Below are 17,203 nucleotides of genomic sequence, written 5' to 3'. Positions count from 1 at the left end.
TTTATCTATTATACAGATTATGACATGACGTCATTGTGATTTGACGCATTTTTTGAATCCTTAAATATGACTTACTTCATATTAGAACATAACTTATATATACAATAGCCTAGAAAATAAAAAAAGCCCAGAGATGAAGGTCATCTTTGAGCTTTAAAAAACACACATTTATTACTATTGCTTGTCAAATTTTATTTTGAATGCAGTAAGCGTGCTAGTTGGCGCATTTTTTAATTTAACTACGAGTGAGGCGTTTGGCGCCAAATAATTAAAAATACCACCCGATAAACTAGTACCACTAATATTTCCTAATTTGATGCTTGAGCCATTGGCATAAACGAGATAATATTCTCCTTGTAACTTTCCTGCGACTTGGGATGTACTATTATCGTTATAATTAGCGTTCGTAATTCGAAAAACAGCAGTCTGAGTTGTTGTACTTGAATTGGTATACTTAAAGTCTACTGTGTCATTATTACTTAAAGCATGTTGAACAAAATAGTTAAGCTGGGGAATGGTTACGGTAGATGAGGCTGCAAAAATAGTAGGCATGCTAGTGAGCATCAAAACAATTGCAACAACCATTGTAAACAAGTTCTTCCGTTTCATCATATTCCTCCTCTTTTATAAAAACTATTTATTTCTAATTATACTATATATTAGTTTTGTTTCTTTTGTAAATTTGTATTTTGCATATTGCAATAATATATTTATATACACTATACACACCTGTGTCTTATCTATTAAAAAAAGACGTGCAACTTACACGTCAGTAGATAAACCTATTATCTTTTTCAAAAATTTTGATACTCAACATAATATGTCCCGCATGTAGGGCTTTAACCACGATTTTGCTACACTACGCCTTCCTTTCAGGAATACCTTACACGATATCAATCTGAGGTTGTAATGCTGTGAAAAAACCACGTTGGGTGAATCACTATCTCAACCAGTCTAGGAATGCCCTAGAACATATTGGGCGTGGTTCCTTTTCTATATTCTTTTTATATTCCTGCAATTTCTCTAAATTTATTAAATACCATTAAGTAATCACCGAATAGTGCTGCCAACATTCCCTCTATTAATGCTTGTTTCTGTGATTCAATTTCGTTTTTAATTCTATCCTCAATATTTCCTAAAGTAGTATTAACCAGTACTGTCGGTACAGATAAATTAGTTATGATTTGTTCTATAAAAGCAGAAATCTTTGTAAGAAAATCCTCTTGTGGTTTATTTCCAGTATAATTTGTCTCAACAAAGTAAACGACTACATCACATTTTATAGAATTTTCATTTAAGGTTAATTTAACTTCAGGGATTGATTTAACAGGAATCGCCTGCTCAATAGGAATTAATTTACTTTTTAAATATTCTTCACATAACCCCTCTGCTTCCTTAATTGCTTTTTCTAACAGTCCTTTAACATCAAAAAAATCTTTGATTTGTTTTTTTAATTCTTCAAGCTGATTTAACATTTTTTTTGCTTCATCACTCGGATTTGGAACACTATTTCTCACTTCGTCAAATGCATTATTTATTTCTTTAGTTAATTTGTCCCTGGCTGCTTTTTCTAATGCTTCCCGGATTTCTTCTGGTGTAGGAATATGAACAGGTAAATCAACCGGGGGTACATGAATAGGTGGTACCCGTAGCACCCGAGTTGAGATACTCCGATGAGACATTGAATGGAGTTCAGTACTATCCTCGAGCTTGATCTGGCTAATTCGACTTTTTGCATCTAAAATTATCGATTGAATATCTTTAGAATTATCACTCGTAATGTCAGAAGAATTATTTATTTTTTCCACTGTTTCGTCAATAATCTTTTGTATCCTTGTTAAAAGCACGAACCACACATCCCTCAATTATTTTAAAGTTATATTTACCAAAATAAATAAATTTATACCTTAAATTAATTAAATTATTAAATGAATTAATTTCATAATGCATTAGTTTTAGAATCGCACACTAACCTAATCTGACGAGTAGATTTTTGAAATGTTTACTGTTTCTCTTGTTGTTTAAAACTCAGACGGTCACGCGCTAACTTTGTTCAGTTGTAAACCAACCTTACAAAATAAAAATGTGCATTAGCTTTTTAGACCTGTTCGGTGCCTTATGTTATTTAATTGAAAAAAATTTCTTAAGATAGGCATTCACACTTTCGACAACTGAAAGTATTTTGGCAAGCTCTTCCATCGTTTGGAGCCTCGAGTAGGCGCTTTATATTTTCTTAAATCGGTTGCAATTTTTATCTTGTATACCTTCATATCGCCGAGGGCTGTATTTTCGCTCTAGTCATAAGCTTATAGTAATGAATAGCAAATAAAACAACTCCAACTCCACATGCAATCACTTCAGTGATGGTTGTAGACCAGATAAACCCACTTAATCCCCACCATTTGTGCATTATAATAATGACCGGAATAAATAATCCGCCTTGGCAGATCGCCATAATATTAGCAGGTATCGCCTCTCCTGCAGCTTTGAAAATGCCACCAAACCATCCTGCAAAGCCATTAAATATAGCAGAGACAAGCATTGCTATCAAAATGGATGTCCCAACCTGCTGTACATTAGGATCATTAGAAAACCATCCAATCACTGTATCCTTGAACAAGTAGACTAGCAATGTAAATCCACCTGCAATACTGCCAATTAGCCATGCTGAGTAACGATACACCTCTTTAAGACGAATTAGATTAACACTAGACACATTATATGCAATTAGCGGAATCAACCCTAAATAGATGCCCATCGTCACGAATTCAGGAATTTGTGAGAGACGTAATGCAATGCCAAAGGAGGCAACTACATGTTCGCCATACCCCATAGAAAAATTGTTCAGTAACAGCGCTGTAACGATAAGAAATGAAGCTTGCAATAATTCAGATACACCAATTTTATAAATTTCAAGTTGATCCTTAATGGAAATCATGTGAGGTACAAGAAAACCTCGCATCGATTCACTTTTAAAATGTAAAAAATAAACGTAATATAAGGTTGATGCTAAGTTAGCCAGGATCATCGCCAATGCCGCACCAAATACATGCCAATTAAGAACAAGAATAAAAAGCACATCCAAAATTAAACTAACAACAATACTGATAAACATGCCATATATTGATTCCTTGGATGCCCCTTCTGCTCGTACTAATTGTTCTAGAGCAAAATTCCATATTACCGTAATTCCACCAACAAGAAGCATCAACATATAGGTTTTTGTATAGTCAAAGGTTAGCGCATCTGCTCCCAAAAGTTCAACTAATGGCGTTGTGAATGAAAGTGCTAAGATGGCAATGATGGCGGAAATTCCTATGCAACTATAAAAGGTATATCCTGCAATTCGTGCCGATCCTTTCATATCTCCTTTAGCAAGCAATCGGGTAATAAAAGTCCCGCCCCCTACACCTAACATGTTTCCAATCGCCATTAGTACGGTGAAAATAGGTAAGCCTAATGTAATCGCACTAAACATTGCAGTATCATTAACAAGTCCAATGAAAAAGGCATTCATAATGTTATAAAAAGTACCTACTGACATCCCGATAATCATCGGTATGGATAAATGGGCAATGGCTTTACGAATCGGCACATCCTTTAAATAAGATAAATTAGAAACTTCTATTTTTTCCATATTAACTCCTCATTTCGCCTTAATAGTTAGATTTATAACAATTAGAATTCTAAGTAAATGGGTAACAATAGCTATATGCTATTGCTTTTACATGATTACAGGTTTTGATTCACCTTGATAAGCAAGCTTAGCAGCGTTTCACGTTCCTGTGGTGTAAGTGCCTGTGTAAGCTCTTCTTCTACCTGACCAAAGCTGGTATAAAATTGCTCAATCAATTCCTCGCCTTTAGGTAAGACGTAAAGTTTCTTTTGTCGTTCATTATCCGATTGAATTTTCCGTTCAATATAGCCGTTTTTCTCAAGCCCCTGCAGCATACTTGTAATCGTTGCACCCCGACGATCAAAGTGTTCAGCTAGCTCCTTTTGGATCAAACCCTTCTCCTGATGCTCATGAATATAACCAATCATTTTAGCCTGCTGTGCGTTTAATCCTAAATGTGAGGTCTGCTCATCCGCTTTACGCTTGACCTTGATCGCAATCGATTGAAATAAACTTGAATAAGGTGTGTTTTTACGAAGCATTGATGTTCCTCCTTACAGCAAATCAAATAGTTAGATTTCTAATTGTTCGTGGTTTAACTATATGTTTAAATTAGTGAAATGTCAATCATCTAAATAATTATTTACATAATGATATATACAGTATTATCACTTTCAATTGGTTCTATTGCCACGATAATGTTATCAAAGAAATCATACAAAGGGATATTACCACATATATCCTGCAATATTTTTTCATAAAGTTTATTATCATAAATTTCATTATAAATATTGGCGAAATAACCTAATATTTTTGTGTATTCTATTGTAAATAAAATTATTTTTTTACTATATTCTATCTTGTATTTCTTCTTAACACTTTCATCAGTGAGATAACCAGCTATCTTATCACCAATCCTGCTCACATCATTAATCAGTGTGTCAATTTCCCATAATGATAAGCTCTTTAAATCGCCTTCCTTGTTAGGCGGGGGAGAGATTGCAAACAGCAAATGTTCATCTTTGAATTTGTCTGGAATATCTTTCAAAATAATCTTACAAACATCATTTTCATATATTTTAGGAAGCTCCAGCTCCTCACTATTAAAATTAGTATTTTCGATTTCAAAAACTAATTGATTTTTTATTTTTGTTTTATATATATAAGAATTCAAGCTTTTTTTTAATGAAATATCAATTTCTAATGCAATACAACTATCTATAACCTTTATTAAATCCTCTTGTAATATTTTCTCATATTTGTCGTGGGCAACGTTATTGGTTTCTTCTAACTCTATATGTATAGATTTTAATTCTATTTCAAGAATATCGTCTTTATTATCACAATTAACAAAAGTCATATCAACATTATTTCCCTTACCCCAAAACTCTTGGTCAGGGCACGATTGATGCAAGTATTTCCTGCCAAAAACATCCTTTAAAACATAGATATATCTACATTCTATATCTCTACCCCTTGCCTTACATTGTTCGCAGTAATTAAATTCCATAATAGCCCTCTTTTTTAAATTAGCTCTAATTTGGTTTTTTTTAATTGTATTCGACAATATCCTATATTTGTCCTTTTAATCGAAAGAGTAAGAGCTTACATACCCAAAATTTTATATCCGATTATCATTTATAGTATTATATTTGTACAGCTAGTTCTTATAATAAATCACTATAGAAATGGAGACCCATGACATGACCTACACACTAGGTAGCATTCCTTGGCAACGAATAACCACCGCCTATGGTAGAGGAACTGAGATTCCACAGCTTATTGCTGATAAAAAATATCGAAAAATCAGTGAACTTATTGAGCATCAAGGCACCTTGTGGCAGGTAACGCCATGGGTATTGCGAGTTTTACTCCAAGAGCTTAGAGAAAAGCAACCTGAACAAATCAGTGCAGATGAAGTTCACTTGTATCTCGCTGTTGCTGGGGTTATTCCTATTGAAGAACTAAGTTTAGATTCCAGCATAGCGGTTAAAACGATGGACATGTTACTTGATGAAAAATATTTATGGCCTGTGGATGAAGAGGAAGATGAGCTCGAATGGGAAGAAGAAGAAGCGATAGGTTACGACATCCAAGCTTTTCGTAGCTACTACTATTTTAGTTATGTGTTATTGCAGGAGGCATTACCTGTGTTCAAGCGGATTCTAGCTGAGCATGGGGATGATGATATTCGGAGCGATATAGAGGAATTGATAGCTTTACTAACGCCTTGATTAAATATTTAAAAAATAAGCTTACCCCATGAACCGATTTATTAAATTCGAGATGGAAGGTTCATGGGGGAACATTTTAGATTAAACCTTCTCCACCTGCAACACCGTCACCTGCTTCACCGTCAGCGCAGGCTGGACTTGTTCCTCCGACAATACCTTTAGCTTGAGCAAGCTTTTAAGCTTTTGATTATCCACCTTAGATAATAATCGCCACAAGTCAGGATCAGGTAATGACTCCAGAAGCTTTTGATCATCATATTCATGTCGTTGCTGTACAATTGTCTTCACTTTGTATTCCCCAACCTGTGTTTCATATGTACCTTGCTCCACAAGGTAATTCACAATGTCATCCCGCAATACGGCAAGCTTCGCTTCGATTTCCTTTTGCTGCTGCTTTAATTCAAAGTAATTTGCAACCTTCAATTCCATTTAAAGCACCCTCCCTTTGTTTCATAGTTATGCTTTAATAGGTATGCTTTACAAGGTAAGTTTAAGACACATCTCCCAATCTTTATGGAGCCGAACAGGTTTTTCCTATGTTTATCTTATTTTACTTCTCTTATAACCTTTCCTAATTAGCTTTCTTATGATTTTAAGATTGAGCCGATTATAATAAATTTCCCCCTTGTGGAAATATATTGAAACGTCTATAATTTAAATTGACTTGAAATTAAGTCAATAACTAATCGAGGTGAAATGATGGCACGAAATGCAGAGAAAAATGAACAAGTCAGAGAAGCAAGACGTCAGCAAATCCTTGATGCTGCCTTGACTACATATATTCGATTTGGATTTCATGGTACAGATATGGATATGGTGGCGAAGGAAGCTGGGTTAGCTAAAGGTCTACTGTATTATTATTACAAGACGAAAAAGGAGTTGTTTAGGGAGCTATTTACCGTCATGTTTGAAAAGAGTTATGCCCTCTCCAACAACATTGTTACACAATCAGAAGGTCTTAACCCTGTAGAACGCCTAGTCTACTATTGCTATCACATGTTTGTAATCAATGAAGAAAATCCCCGTATTTTGCAGTTCAGTATACGGGTTCCATTTGATGCCTATGCTGTATTTGGGACTGAGGGCTGGGATGAGGGTGTACTCAAATCTAAGCTACATAAGGAGACATTAGCAACTATAATTGGCGAAGGAGTAACACAGAAAATCATCCCCGATACGAATCCAGATCAAGCTGCAAATAGCTTCTGGTCTGTATTTGTCGCTAATGCTTTCGAATATGCAAAACTCATGGAGGGAAAACAAAACCTAGTAGAAGATAGAGTTCAAAGTGTGAGGAATGTTGTTCAATTTTGCTTTCAAGGATTAGGGATTAACTATGAACGATGGAACGATTACCTTGAACAACTGGTTGCTACAAGCACTAATCGGCAAGGGGTGGAATATCATGAAGGTTTATAAAAATAGCAAAGCTGAACAAAATGTGATGTCTTCTTATGATAAGTTTCTTAAGTTATGGAATGTAGATTTAGAAGAACGAGACTTGAATACCTCCTATGGGATGACACATGTGATACTGTGTGGCAAAGAGCACCTTCCCCCGCTTGTATTGTTTCATGGTGTCGGCGATAACTCAGCGCTGATGTGGGTGTATAACGCGAAAGCACTATCAGAACACTTTCGAGTGATTGCGATTGACACAATTGGTGGGCCAGGTAAAAGTCGTCCGAACGAAAATTACAATGCCACATTTGACGTTGTCCAGTGGATTGATGAGATTCTTTCACTTCTTTCAATCTCTTCGTTACAAAAAGTTTATATGGCTGGGGTATCTAACGGCACGTATCTTGCACAAAAGTATGCGGTTTCGCGTCCAGATCAAGTCATAAAGCTAGTTTGTATGGCTGGCTCTCTTCCTATTGGTAATTTTGGTAGTATGAAAGTTATGATGAAGGTCTTCCTTCCAGAAGCCCTATTTCCGACTAAAAATAATATAACTCGACTTTTACGAAAATTAACGGGCGCTAATCACCGCATATTTACAGATGATCCCACCCTATTTGAACATTACTGCTATCTTCTCAAAGGCTTTAACAATATGGCTATGCGTTATCATAAAATTGTACATTTTAATGAAGAGCAAATTAAAGTAATCCGTGACAAAACCTTGTATTTAGTTGGAGAAGATGACCCCTTTGCACAACTAGGCGGAAAAGAGGCTTTATTACAATATAAAATGAACGCACAATTTTTCCCACAGGTCGGTCATGGAATTAATCACGAGATCGCGGATCAAGTGAATGAGATTGTGATCGGCTATTTACTAGGAGATAAATAGGAAAAAGTAAACTTAAACTACAAAGCTACAGTCCGTGCATTTGCTCCTCTGCTTCATCCCAAGGGACAGAAAACCCTTGACCTTTTGCACAAAAAATCGAGCTGGATGTATACTCTGGGTCTGCATCCTTTCGATAGGCTATACGTTGTATAATCTCATCTTGCATGTGACACGGAAAATAACCTGCTAGCTTCAAGCCCATGGTTGCCCTTCCTTGGCTATATGAGGCAAGCTTTACTCCATAATCTAGCCAAGCTGACACGGGTACAATTCCAGTTATAATGGCATGGGTATCACTTAGATCTGGAGGTTCAAATTTTCCATGTGCTTCACTGATGTCCTGCATAATCTTACCAACCCGATCTAACTCAGCTGTGATCTTCACATCATAATAAGGTTCAAGTAATATAGATTCTACTTTTTCTAAGCCTTGACGTAATGCTCGATAAGTAGCCTCTTTAAAATCTCCTCCACTTGTATGCTTCACATGTGCACGTCCATTTACTAACGTAATGACAACATCTGATAATGCAGAGCCCGTTAGCATGCCATGATGCTCCCTTTCCTGTAAATGCTGTAGCACTAAATTTTGGTATCCCACTGCTAAATCATCAGGATGACAATCATTTTTCACTACAATTCCTGTGCCACTTGCTCCTGGCTCCAGCTTTAAATGGACTTCTGCATAATGTCCTAATGGCTCAAAATGCCCATAACCAAATACTGAACTTGATATCGTTTCTTTATAAATAATTTCTGGATGATCAAAGGCGATCGCAACGCCAAACCGCTCTAACACAACCCGTATTAACACCTCAAGTTGTATCAAACCCATTACCGCGATATGGATTTCCCCCGTTTTTTCAAACCAGCTTGCCTGCAAAGCAGGATCTTCATCATTTAATCTGCAAAAATAAGACCAAACGATGCGAGGATGCTCCTTCGATAAAATAATGACACGTGCACGAAGGGCTGGCTCTAGTTCATACGAAACATTTTTTTGTTCATTGCCAACGACAGCCCCCGCAGGTAAAGCGGTTAAACCACATACCGCAAATAAATCACCCATCTGGACATCCTGAACAGACCTCAGCTCTTCCCCATGAACAAGCACAATTTTTGTTATTTTTTCATGAAAGCTCTCTGTAGCCGTGTGGTAACTTATTGTGTCCCTTATCTTTAATGAACCCGCGAGCGCCTTCATGTACGTATAACGAACGCCTTGCTTATCATAACGAATTTTATACACTTTCCCTACAAATGGAGCTGTTGTAGCTGATTCATGGTCAACTTTAATCAGATTAGACTGATCAGACATAACAGAACCCTCAGGAACTCGTTCAGTTCTATCTTTAGTCACTGCTTCTAGCATATTTAAAAACATTTCAACCCCTGCTCCAGACAAAGCTGATCCAGATAAGCACGGAAATAGCTCTCCTGCTTGAAATTTAGCAATCCATCGCTGACGGAAATAAGCAGTATCCTGTGCTAGATCATAATTACCCTCTATGTATTTCTCCATAATTTCATCATCTTGCTCGGCTAAAGAGGCCACCTGTTCTTCTGTCCAAGTCTCTAAAAAACTTCTAGCAGCAATTTGATTAGTAAAATCACTAACCTGTGTCGTCAATTGATGATGAATTCCCCTCAGCACTTTATCTATATCTGCACCTTCACGATCTACCTTATTAATAAAAAACAGAGTTGGAATGTGACGCTTAGAAAGAAGCTCCCACACCGTTTCCGTATGTGCCTCCACACCTTCTACAGCACTAATCAGCACCACCGCATAATCCATAACAGACATTGCCCGCTCCATTTCAGATGAAAAATCCACATGACCTGGTGTATCAATCAAATTAAAGGTTTTTCCGTTCCAGCTTAATATCGCCTGATCTGCAAAAACCGTAATGCCTCTTTCTTTCTCAATCACATGACGATCCATAAAAGCATTTTGATGATCTACTCGGCCCGCTTGTCCTATACTGCTAGATATATACAATAATTGCTCTGCAAAAGTTGTTTTGCCAGCATCCACATGCGCAAATAAGCCTACCGTTTGCTTCAAGCTTCATCCCCCACTTCTTCTCCATATTATATCAAATATAAACAGAGAATGAGCAGGGGATGTCCTATCCCTTAATCGTAAAAACAGGCTCCATCTCAGCTACAATATCTGCCATCCCATAGTCGATATGGGACTGAATGACAGACGTAATATCCTTATACGCATAGGGGGCTTCCTTCTTCAGTTCATCTTCCCACTTCTGTATAATATCTCTGCGATTTCGTAGATCAGGACGCTTCGGATCAATCGGATTAATAATCGTGAAATTCTCTATAAATTGTCTGAACAAGGCATCATCCACTTGAAGTGAACTTCCTCGCGAGCGTTGTCGTCCTGCGCCATGACTAGCACTACACAGACTATCACGATTTCCTTTGCCTGCTAATAAAAAGCTATGCGCCCCCATGGAGCCAGGAATCATAACAGGTTCACCCGTAGCATAAAAAGGAGTGGCACTCATCTGCTCTGCTGACTTCGCTGTACATGAGCCTTTACGATGTAAGAAGCCCTCTACGCCATCCACTGTTTCCTCCCACACATAGTTATGCGGAGCATCATACAGCAATTCATAATGGAAGTCTCTTATTTCTTCAGATAATGACTTATACAGCATCAAACCAAGAAAAAGACGATTCGCAAACGCAAAATTAGCGGCATTATGCAGCAGGCTCCAAAACGCTTGCCACTCCTGCTCATAACGTTCTGATTTAGGTAAAATGTAGATATCGTTTTCCGGATGAGTTAGGTTAGACGGATAAATTTTCTTCATCATTTCTTTAATATACAGTGCACTTTGATGCCCAACACTAACTGAACCAGTGTGAATCATAAATACAATTTGCCCCTCATGAATGTTCCATTCATTTGCAATAGCATGGTCATGTATTCTCTTTACCTTTTGCACTTCTACAAAATGATTGCCCCCACCAATCGAGCCAATCTGTGCATCCCGACTTAAGCTAGTAGTACCGATAAATTGCTCAAAGCCAAGCGCTTCATTGGTGATAAAGGAACCCATTTTGTTCACATTCGACAAATCAGACTCTTGCTGCTTCGCATCATAATACTTCCAGATTCCTTCATTTTTAAGCGTTGCATGTGATTCTTGTATTCCAATTAATCCTCTTTTTAAAATAGCCTCACGTTGCACAGATGTCATCGGGATATCACGTCCGCCCTCAAAAAAGACGTGACTAATCTTCCATTCAAGACGTGGCAAATGTGCTCTGATCTCTTCCTCCTTCAAATCCGTCGTATAAAATCGCATTCCACAATTAATATCCTTTCCAACCGCTTGTGGAATGACAAACCCTTCCGTAAACATCGTTGTTCCAATCGGTATACCTGCACCCTTATGAAAATCCGGCGTAATGGCAACTTCTCTAAGCTTTGCATTGCGACCTAAAAAATGAGGATCTGCTTGCTTAAGCTGGTTGATGTATTGTTCTAAAGTCAATAGACGCTCAAGCTCCTCTATCGCATTTTTCTCTATTTTGACATCGTCATGAATGAAGAAGGAGACAGGGGTCTTACTTTTTGTTCTATTATTCCATTGTTTTTGAATGTTATTTTCCATAATTCCATGTTATAACAAAAGCAAAAGGGCATTAAGGTAAAGAAAAGTTTTAGTTAAACTTTACTGGATTAAAATAGCATTCACAACAATGCTTATTTTTTTGCAATCTTAAACGTAAACTCCCATTTCGCCTCGTTTCCTGAGTATCTGCCCCGATTTTCAGTTACAATCACTTTGAGTTTCTTATTAAGCGTCTTTTTAATCGAAGATACTTTAATGGATGCTTCTTCTTCATTGTAATCAGGGATTTTATCCTGCTCTTCTGCATATGCACTTAATTTGATGTTATCACTTGGCTTTAATTTCAGCTTTACAGATTTACCTTCTGCAATCACCTTGCCATTAATTGTTGCTTCGGTTGCCCACTCATTGCCTACATGATCATTTTCTACTAGCTTAGCACTAACGAAAGTAACTGTAACATTAACCGTTTTGTCCGCTTTCGCTTTTTTGTTTGCCGCATCCACATGAACGGGTTGTACAAACAACATTGTAATCAACAGGATAATCGATAACGCTGAACAGAACATTTTTTTCATTTTAATACTCCCTCTCTAACAGAAAACATTTCTATTTTAAAACTATTAATTATTATAGTAGTCTTTGCAAAAATAGGTCTTATGAGGGGGTAATTTGTATTTTTTTTAAATAAAAAAGCAAAAACAAGACTTTTAGTCCTATTTTTGCTCACTAAGTTTAGTTAACAGCTTAATAATTCCCGCTCGATTTTTAGCTAACTTCATATATTTGGGTAAGCGATACGAAGCTGTACGGTGTATAAAACGAGAAGGTTTCTCTCTTAAATCTGCTGAAATATAATCAATTAAATAACTTAAATGCTCCTGATTCAGTGCCCATACCGGTTTCCCTTGGTAGTTATCCTTATAGTAATATTCCAGATTAAAGATAGGATCATGCCCTTGCTTAATATCACTTTTGTAGTAGCATGATACCTGTGTTTTTTGTAAGACAGTTTGATTTAGCTCATGACAATAGGGACACTTTATATGAATATGCTTATGCCCCCACTGCTGTTGATTGTTAATCTCCAAGTTATACCAACGTTCACAGGTGTCGCATATTCCACTAGCCCGATAACGATATTGAGCCTGCTCTCGTTGAACATACATGCATTGTGTGCAATGCACCTGAATAAAGGAAGTAGACTCCTTTTTCACTTTTATAATTCGGGCTAAACCTTGACAATTCGGACATCGCACTGCAACAGGGGCTCCTTCAGATAGAATGGAATAAAAAGAAAACGGCTCTCCTAACTGATCTACAAACCTTTTCATCCTTCCACCCCGCTATCACTCTCTTTTACATCATTCTCTTTTGTTTAATCAATTAATTTATGCTGATACCACAACTCACCTTTATATCTACGTAGGAACAACAATCCCCTGACGCCCCACTCCAAATTCATCGCAACCCAGACGCCCATAATTCCATATCCTAATGTAATACCTAATATATAACCAAGCACAACCCGGAATAACCACATGCTTAACATCGAAACCATCGACGTATATTTAGCATCTCCTGCGGCGCGAAGAGCTGCTGGCGTCATAAAGCTAATCGACCATAACGAAATTTGCCCAATCAATGTTATCATTAAAATCCAAAATATATCACTGACGATCTCTTGCGGTGGTTGAAAAAATGAAATGAGCGTATTGAAAAATGGCATGCAGAGTAGCCCCATTAGCAACAATAAGCCTGAGGACAACCATATAAATGACCTAATAAACTTTCTTGCGTCCTCTATATTTTTTTGCCCCACACATTGCCCTACGACAGTGATTAAGGTCAACATCAGTGCATTAGATGGGATTTGAAATAACATCGATAATGAGGCCGCTATCGCATTTGTTGCAATCGCATTTGTCCCTAAGCTAACGATAAAAATTTGAGTTAAAATTTTACCGCCGTTAAAAAACATCTGTTCTGCCGCAAACGGTAAACCAATAAACATAATTTTTTTAAGCATCGTTAAATTAACATGAATCAGTTCTTTTAGCTTCAAATGTAAGCTATGATCGACACGAATCAAGTAATAAATCGCGCACCCCGCGGCAAGGTATCTTGCCAAATTCACTGAAATCGTCATCCCGTAAATTCCCATATGAAGGCCATGAATAAATAACATATTTAAGCCAACGTATACGAGATTCATAATAAGCGATAATACGAGGGAAGCACGCATTTTACCAATCCCTCTTAATGCACTACACACCGCCTCAACAATCCCGATCCCAACATAAGAAATGCCACTGCCTATTAAATAAATTCTAGCGTTCTCAAAAACCAAAGGGTCTGCTTGACCAAATAAAAGATTTAATAAAGGGTTATGTAATACGATAATAAATAAGCCTATTCCAAAGGACAGCAAAGCCACAGACGATACGGTTCCTGCTGCGGACTTAGATACCATAACATCATTGCGACTCCCTTTATATTGGGCTACCACTACCGTTCCACCTGTTGCAACAGCAATAATGACGCTAAGTAAAAATAAATTGATTGAATCTACCATATTGACAGCACTTACAGCCTCTACGCCTGAGGAGCTAATCATCGATGTGTTTAAAATGTTAAGACCAACTATAAATGCCTGATCAATCAACAACGGGATAAACAAACTAATAATTTGACGATAATCCATTGAGCTACCTGACAAGTATTTCGTTAATACACCTTGAGTTTTCCTCTTTACGATTGCGGTCTCCATAGTATCACTTTCTTTTTGTCGTATTTTTTTGCATTTCCTGTTTCTAACTTAATTGTAAGCTTTAATAGCAACACCCGCTACATGATACTCCTATAACAAAAATCTGTCAATATAATAAAATAGTTTTATTAATATGATTAAAATAACATGATTTAATGATGAACATAGTGATAAATTTGGCACAGTCATGTACCAAAAAATCAGATACAATAAAGCGAATCTTGTGTAAAGTTAAATGGAGGTTACTTCTCATGATGGAAAAGAAAATTAAAGGTTTTGATTATTTATATTTAGCTTTATACGCATTTGCAGGTATCGGTTTAGAGCTTGTGTTAGTAAATCTCATCGAACCCCTTTTTGGAATGCAGATGAACACATTTACTGTGGCACAACATATTATTCATTGGATTATCACGAGTATTTTATGGTTAGCTGTAGGGATATTGCTCATTCAGTTAGCAAAAAACAAATATGATTTTGATTTATGGGGATATACAAGTAAGTTTAAGAAGTGGCAATACATAGGCGTTTTACTTTGTATGGTCGTATCCGTAATTGCGCATTACATCGATTGGGGTGGCTTTAAGCCGTGGATAGAATATCAAACACTAGGAGGCTTAAAATTTAGCTTTCAATATATTTATTATGTCCTTGAGGCTTTTTTAATTTCTCTCATTGTTATTTTTGGTCAACGTGCTTGTGAAAAGTGGTTTAATAATGAGGTGTTCCCTTATGGTGGGATTGTACTTGCTTTATCGTGGGGACTTATGCATATCGTTTCAAAAGGGAGTATTCAAGCAGGTTTATTTACTGCCTTTTATGGATTTCTATTTGGTTCTGCTTACTTGGTTGTTGGTAAGGACTATAAAAAGGCGCTACCGCTAATGTGCTTTATGTTTATGATTTGATGTAATTTCCTTTAGCAAAGGATTTAAAAGGAACCTTACACTTGAAAAGAACCTTGCACCACAAATTAATGGTAGTGAAGGTTCTTTTTCTTTTTCATATTAATTAAATCTCACTTCGTTTATGTGATTTAGTTATTCCATGATATTATCTGGATGCGCAACTTCTTTAATTTTTTGAGCAACATGCTGCTCAGAACCAAGATAATATTTCTCAATCGGATGTAAATGCTCGTCTAATGTATACACTAAAGGAGTCCCTGTAGGTACATTAAGATCGATGACCTCATCCGCAGTTAAATTTTCCAAAAATTTAATTAATGCTCGTAAACTATTGCCATGCGCAGCAATAATGACCTTTTTGCCCTCCTTTATTTGCGGGGCAATTTCCTTTTCCCAGTAATCCTCTACGCGGACAACGGTCTCCTTCAGACTTTCCGCTGTGGGTACAGCCTCATCTGGCAGGTCTTTATATTTCACATCATGACGAGGATAACGCTCATCGTCTGCCGTAAGTGCTGGTGGAAGCACATCATAGCTTCTACGCCATAACATCACTTGCTCTTCCCCATACTTTTGTGCTGTGGTTTCTTTACTTAACCCTTGGAGCGCACCATAATGACGTTCATTAAGCTGCCATGTCTTATGTACTGGAATCCATAACAAGTCCATTTCCTCTAGTACATAATCTAACGTTTTAATCGCTCTTTTTAAATAAGAGGTATAGGCGATATCAAATACAAACTGCTCTTCCTTGAGCCATTTGCCTGCTTGCTGTGCTTCTTGTACGCCTTTTAGGGATAAATCCACATCCGTCCAGCCTGTAAAAAGATTAGCTTGATTCCATTTACTTTCGCCATGTCTAATTAATACGAGCTTATGCATGGGCCCACATCCCTTCCATCATATCTGTTATACTTTCATTACTTTCATTACCTTTATACTCTCAATATACACCTCTTCATTTCCTAATGCATCTTTCAGCAAAACAAGGGAGTTATGTAGTTTACTATATTGTGATATAATTCCAGAAGCAACCACAACAACGTATTAAAATTTTTTAAGAGGTGATTACAGCTTGAGCAAACTCGGCATCTTTTTCTTATTATCATGGTTAACCGGCAATCCGATCCTAGCGATCCTTCTTGTCCTTTTTATTATTTATATTTTAGATCGTAGCTTTGTTGGAATTTTCCCTAGTTTAACTAAGCCTTTTAAGCGACTATCGCAAATTTCTAAGCTACGTCAACAGATAGCGATGAGTCCACATGATGTCTCTTCCAGACGAGAGCTGGCAAGACTATTGATGGAACGCAAGAAATATCAAGAAGCCTATGACATCTTCCTTGGTGTGGAACAAGCACTCGCAAATTCGGCAGATTATTGGAGTGATCGAGGAATTAGCGCTTTAAAATTAGGGTTAATTACAGAGGGGAGGCGGGATATTAGTCAAGCATTAGCTATGAATGATCGTGTAAAATACGGTGAACCTTATTTGCAATTAGCACTAACACTTGCAACAAGTGAACCTGAGCTTGCTCTACAATATGCGGCGAAATATAGTGAAATTAATTCCTCGTCCATCGAGGCATATTACTTACTAGGCAAATTATACAAAAACATGGGTCATAACGAGAAAGCAAAGCAAGCTTGGACAGAAGGTGCTGGTATTTATCGGGCATTGCCAAAATATCAAAAGCGCAAAGAACGTAAATGGGCACTCCGTTGTAATTTTGCTAAGATGACAGGCTGAATTTAACCCTATGACATATACTTT

The 17,203-nt window shown here is 37.1% G+C and carries 17 protein-coding genes and 1 pseudogene; 5 read left to right on the top strand and 13 right to left on the bottom strand.

Annotated features, from left to right (window positions below):
- Window positions 1-174: 174 nt before the first annotated feature.
- The 6 genes and pseudogenes from ABE099_RS05145 to ABE099_RS05120 form a co-directional block, all read right to left on the bottom strand.
- Entirely contained in the window at window positions 175-609 is a 435-nt protein-coding gene (locus ABE099_RS05145) for a hypothetical protein (RefSeq protein ID WP_430027996.1), read from the bottom strand.
- A 395-nt stretch (window positions 610-1,004) separates the two neighbouring features.
- The gene (locus tag ABE099_RS05140) at window positions 1,005-1,847 is read right to left on the bottom strand and encodes a hypothetical protein (RefSeq protein ID WP_430027994.1); all 843 of its coding nucleotides are present in this window, start codon (window positions 1,845-1,847) and stop codon (window positions 1,005-1,007) included.
- Window positions 1,848-2,053: 206 nt separating this feature from the next.
- Window positions 2,054-2,267, bottom strand: a pseudogene (locus ABE099_RS05135) (IS5/IS1182 family transposase); the annotation flags it as partial.
- Entirely contained in the window at window positions 2,267-3,637 is a 1,371-nt protein-coding gene (locus ABE099_RS05130; protein ID WP_430027992.1) for an MATE family efflux transporter, read from the bottom strand. The pseudogene ABE099_RS05135 and the gene ABE099_RS05130, both read right to left, overlap by 1 nt.
- A 95-nt stretch (window positions 3,638-3,732) precedes the next feature.
- Entirely contained in the window at window positions 3,733-4,158 is a 426-nt protein-coding gene (locus tag ABE099_RS05125) for a MarR family winged helix-turn-helix transcriptional regulator (protein ID WP_430027990.1), read from the bottom strand.
- 101 nt (window positions 4,159-4,259) lie between these two features.
- Window positions 4,260-5,126, bottom strand: a complete 867-nt coding sequence (locus ABE099_RS05120; RefSeq protein WP_430027988.1) for a hypothetical protein — start codon at window positions 5,124-5,126, stop codon at window positions 4,260-4,262.
- A 193-nt stretch (window positions 5,127-5,319) separates the two neighbouring features.
- Between ABE099_RS05120 and ABE099_RS05115 the strand changes: the two genes are divergently transcribed.
- Complete coding sequence (locus tag ABE099_RS05115) at window positions 5,320-5,850, top strand: hypothetical protein (RefSeq protein ID WP_430027986.1); 531 nt, start codon at window positions 5,320-5,322, stop codon at window positions 5,848-5,850.
- A gap of 81 nt (window positions 5,851-5,931) precedes the next feature.
- Here ABE099_RS05115 and ABE099_RS05110 read toward each other — a convergent pair whose 3' ends face one another.
- On the bottom strand, window positions 5,932-6,279 hold the full coding sequence (locus tag ABE099_RS05110; protein ID WP_430027984.1) for a hypothetical protein: 348 nt from the start codon (window positions 6,277-6,279) through the stop codon (window positions 5,932-5,934).
- Window positions 6,280-6,549: 270 nt separating this feature from the next.
- Between ABE099_RS05110 and ABE099_RS05105 the strand changes: the two genes are divergently transcribed.
- A complete protein-coding gene (locus ABE099_RS05105; RefSeq protein ID WP_430027982.1) occupies window positions 6,550-7,269 on the top strand; it encodes a TetR/AcrR family transcriptional regulator in 720 nt (239 codons plus the stop codon).
- On the top strand, window positions 7,256-8,146 hold the full coding sequence (locus ABE099_RS05100) for an alpha/beta fold hydrolase (RefSeq protein ID WP_430027980.1): 891 nt from the start codon (window positions 7,256-7,258) through the stop codon (window positions 8,144-8,146). Before ABE099_RS05105 ends, ABE099_RS05100 begins: the two co-directional genes overlap by 14 nt.
- A gap of 25 nt (window positions 8,147-8,171) precedes the next feature.
- Here ABE099_RS05100 and ABE099_RS05095 read toward each other — a convergent pair whose 3' ends face one another.
- From ABE099_RS05095 to ABE099_RS05075, 5 genes are all read right to left on the bottom strand, one after another.
- Complete coding sequence (locus ABE099_RS05095) at window positions 8,172-10,214, bottom strand: GTP-binding protein (protein ID WP_430027978.1); 2,043 nt, start codon at window positions 10,212-10,214, stop codon at window positions 8,172-8,174.
- 64 nt (window positions 10,215-10,278) lie between these two features.
- Window positions 10,279-11,790: an RtcB family protein gene (locus tag ABE099_RS05090; RefSeq protein ID WP_430027976.1), complete on the bottom strand. Its 1,512-nt coding sequence runs from the start codon at window positions 11,788-11,790 to the stop codon at window positions 10,279-10,281.
- Window positions 11,791-11,882: 92 nt separating this feature from the next.
- Window positions 11,883-12,329, bottom strand: coding sequence for a hypothetical protein (locus tag ABE099_RS05085; protein WP_430027974.1), 447 nt, complete (start codon window positions 12,327-12,329; stop codon window positions 11,883-11,885).
- A gap of 138 nt (window positions 12,330-12,467) precedes the next feature.
- Window positions 12,468-13,085: a hypothetical protein gene (locus ABE099_RS05080; protein WP_430027972.1), complete on the bottom strand. Its 618-nt coding sequence runs from the start codon at window positions 13,083-13,085 to the stop codon at window positions 12,468-12,470.
- Window positions 13,086-13,129: 44 nt separating this feature from the next.
- Window positions 13,130-14,521 (bottom strand): MATE family efflux transporter, encoded by a 1,392-nt coding sequence (locus ABE099_RS05075; RefSeq protein WP_430027971.1) that lies wholly within the window; start codon window positions 14,519-14,521, stop codon window positions 13,130-13,132.
- A 251-nt stretch (window positions 14,522-14,772) separates the two neighbouring features.
- Between ABE099_RS05075 and ABE099_RS05070 the strand changes: the two genes are divergently transcribed.
- Complete coding sequence (locus tag ABE099_RS05070) at window positions 14,773-15,429, top strand: hypothetical protein (RefSeq protein ID WP_430027969.1); 657 nt, start codon at window positions 14,773-14,775, stop codon at window positions 15,427-15,429.
- 132 nt (window positions 15,430-15,561) lie between these two features.
- Here ABE099_RS05070 and gpmA read toward each other — a convergent pair whose 3' ends face one another.
- Complete coding sequence (gene gpmA / locus ABE099_RS05065) at window positions 15,562-16,311, bottom strand: 2,3-diphosphoglycerate-dependent phosphoglycerate mutase (RefSeq protein ID WP_430027967.1); 750 nt, start codon at window positions 16,309-16,311, stop codon at window positions 15,562-15,564.
- Between the two features lie 193 nt (window positions 16,312-16,504).
- On the opposite strand from gpmA, the gene ABE099_RS05060 reads away from it, so the two are divergent.
- A complete protein-coding gene (locus ABE099_RS05060; protein ID WP_430027965.1) occupies window positions 16,505-17,179 on the top strand; it encodes a tetratricopeptide repeat protein in 675 nt (224 codons plus the stop codon).
- Window positions 17,180-17,203 lie beyond the last annotated feature (24 nt).

Source organism: Paenibacillus turicensis (assembly GCF_050461185.1).
Taxonomy (GTDB): domain Bacteria; phylum Bacillota; class Bacilli; order Paenibacillales; family Paenibacillaceae; genus Fontibacillus; species Fontibacillus turicensis_A.
This window is presented reverse-complemented; position numbering and strand designations above follow the sequence as displayed.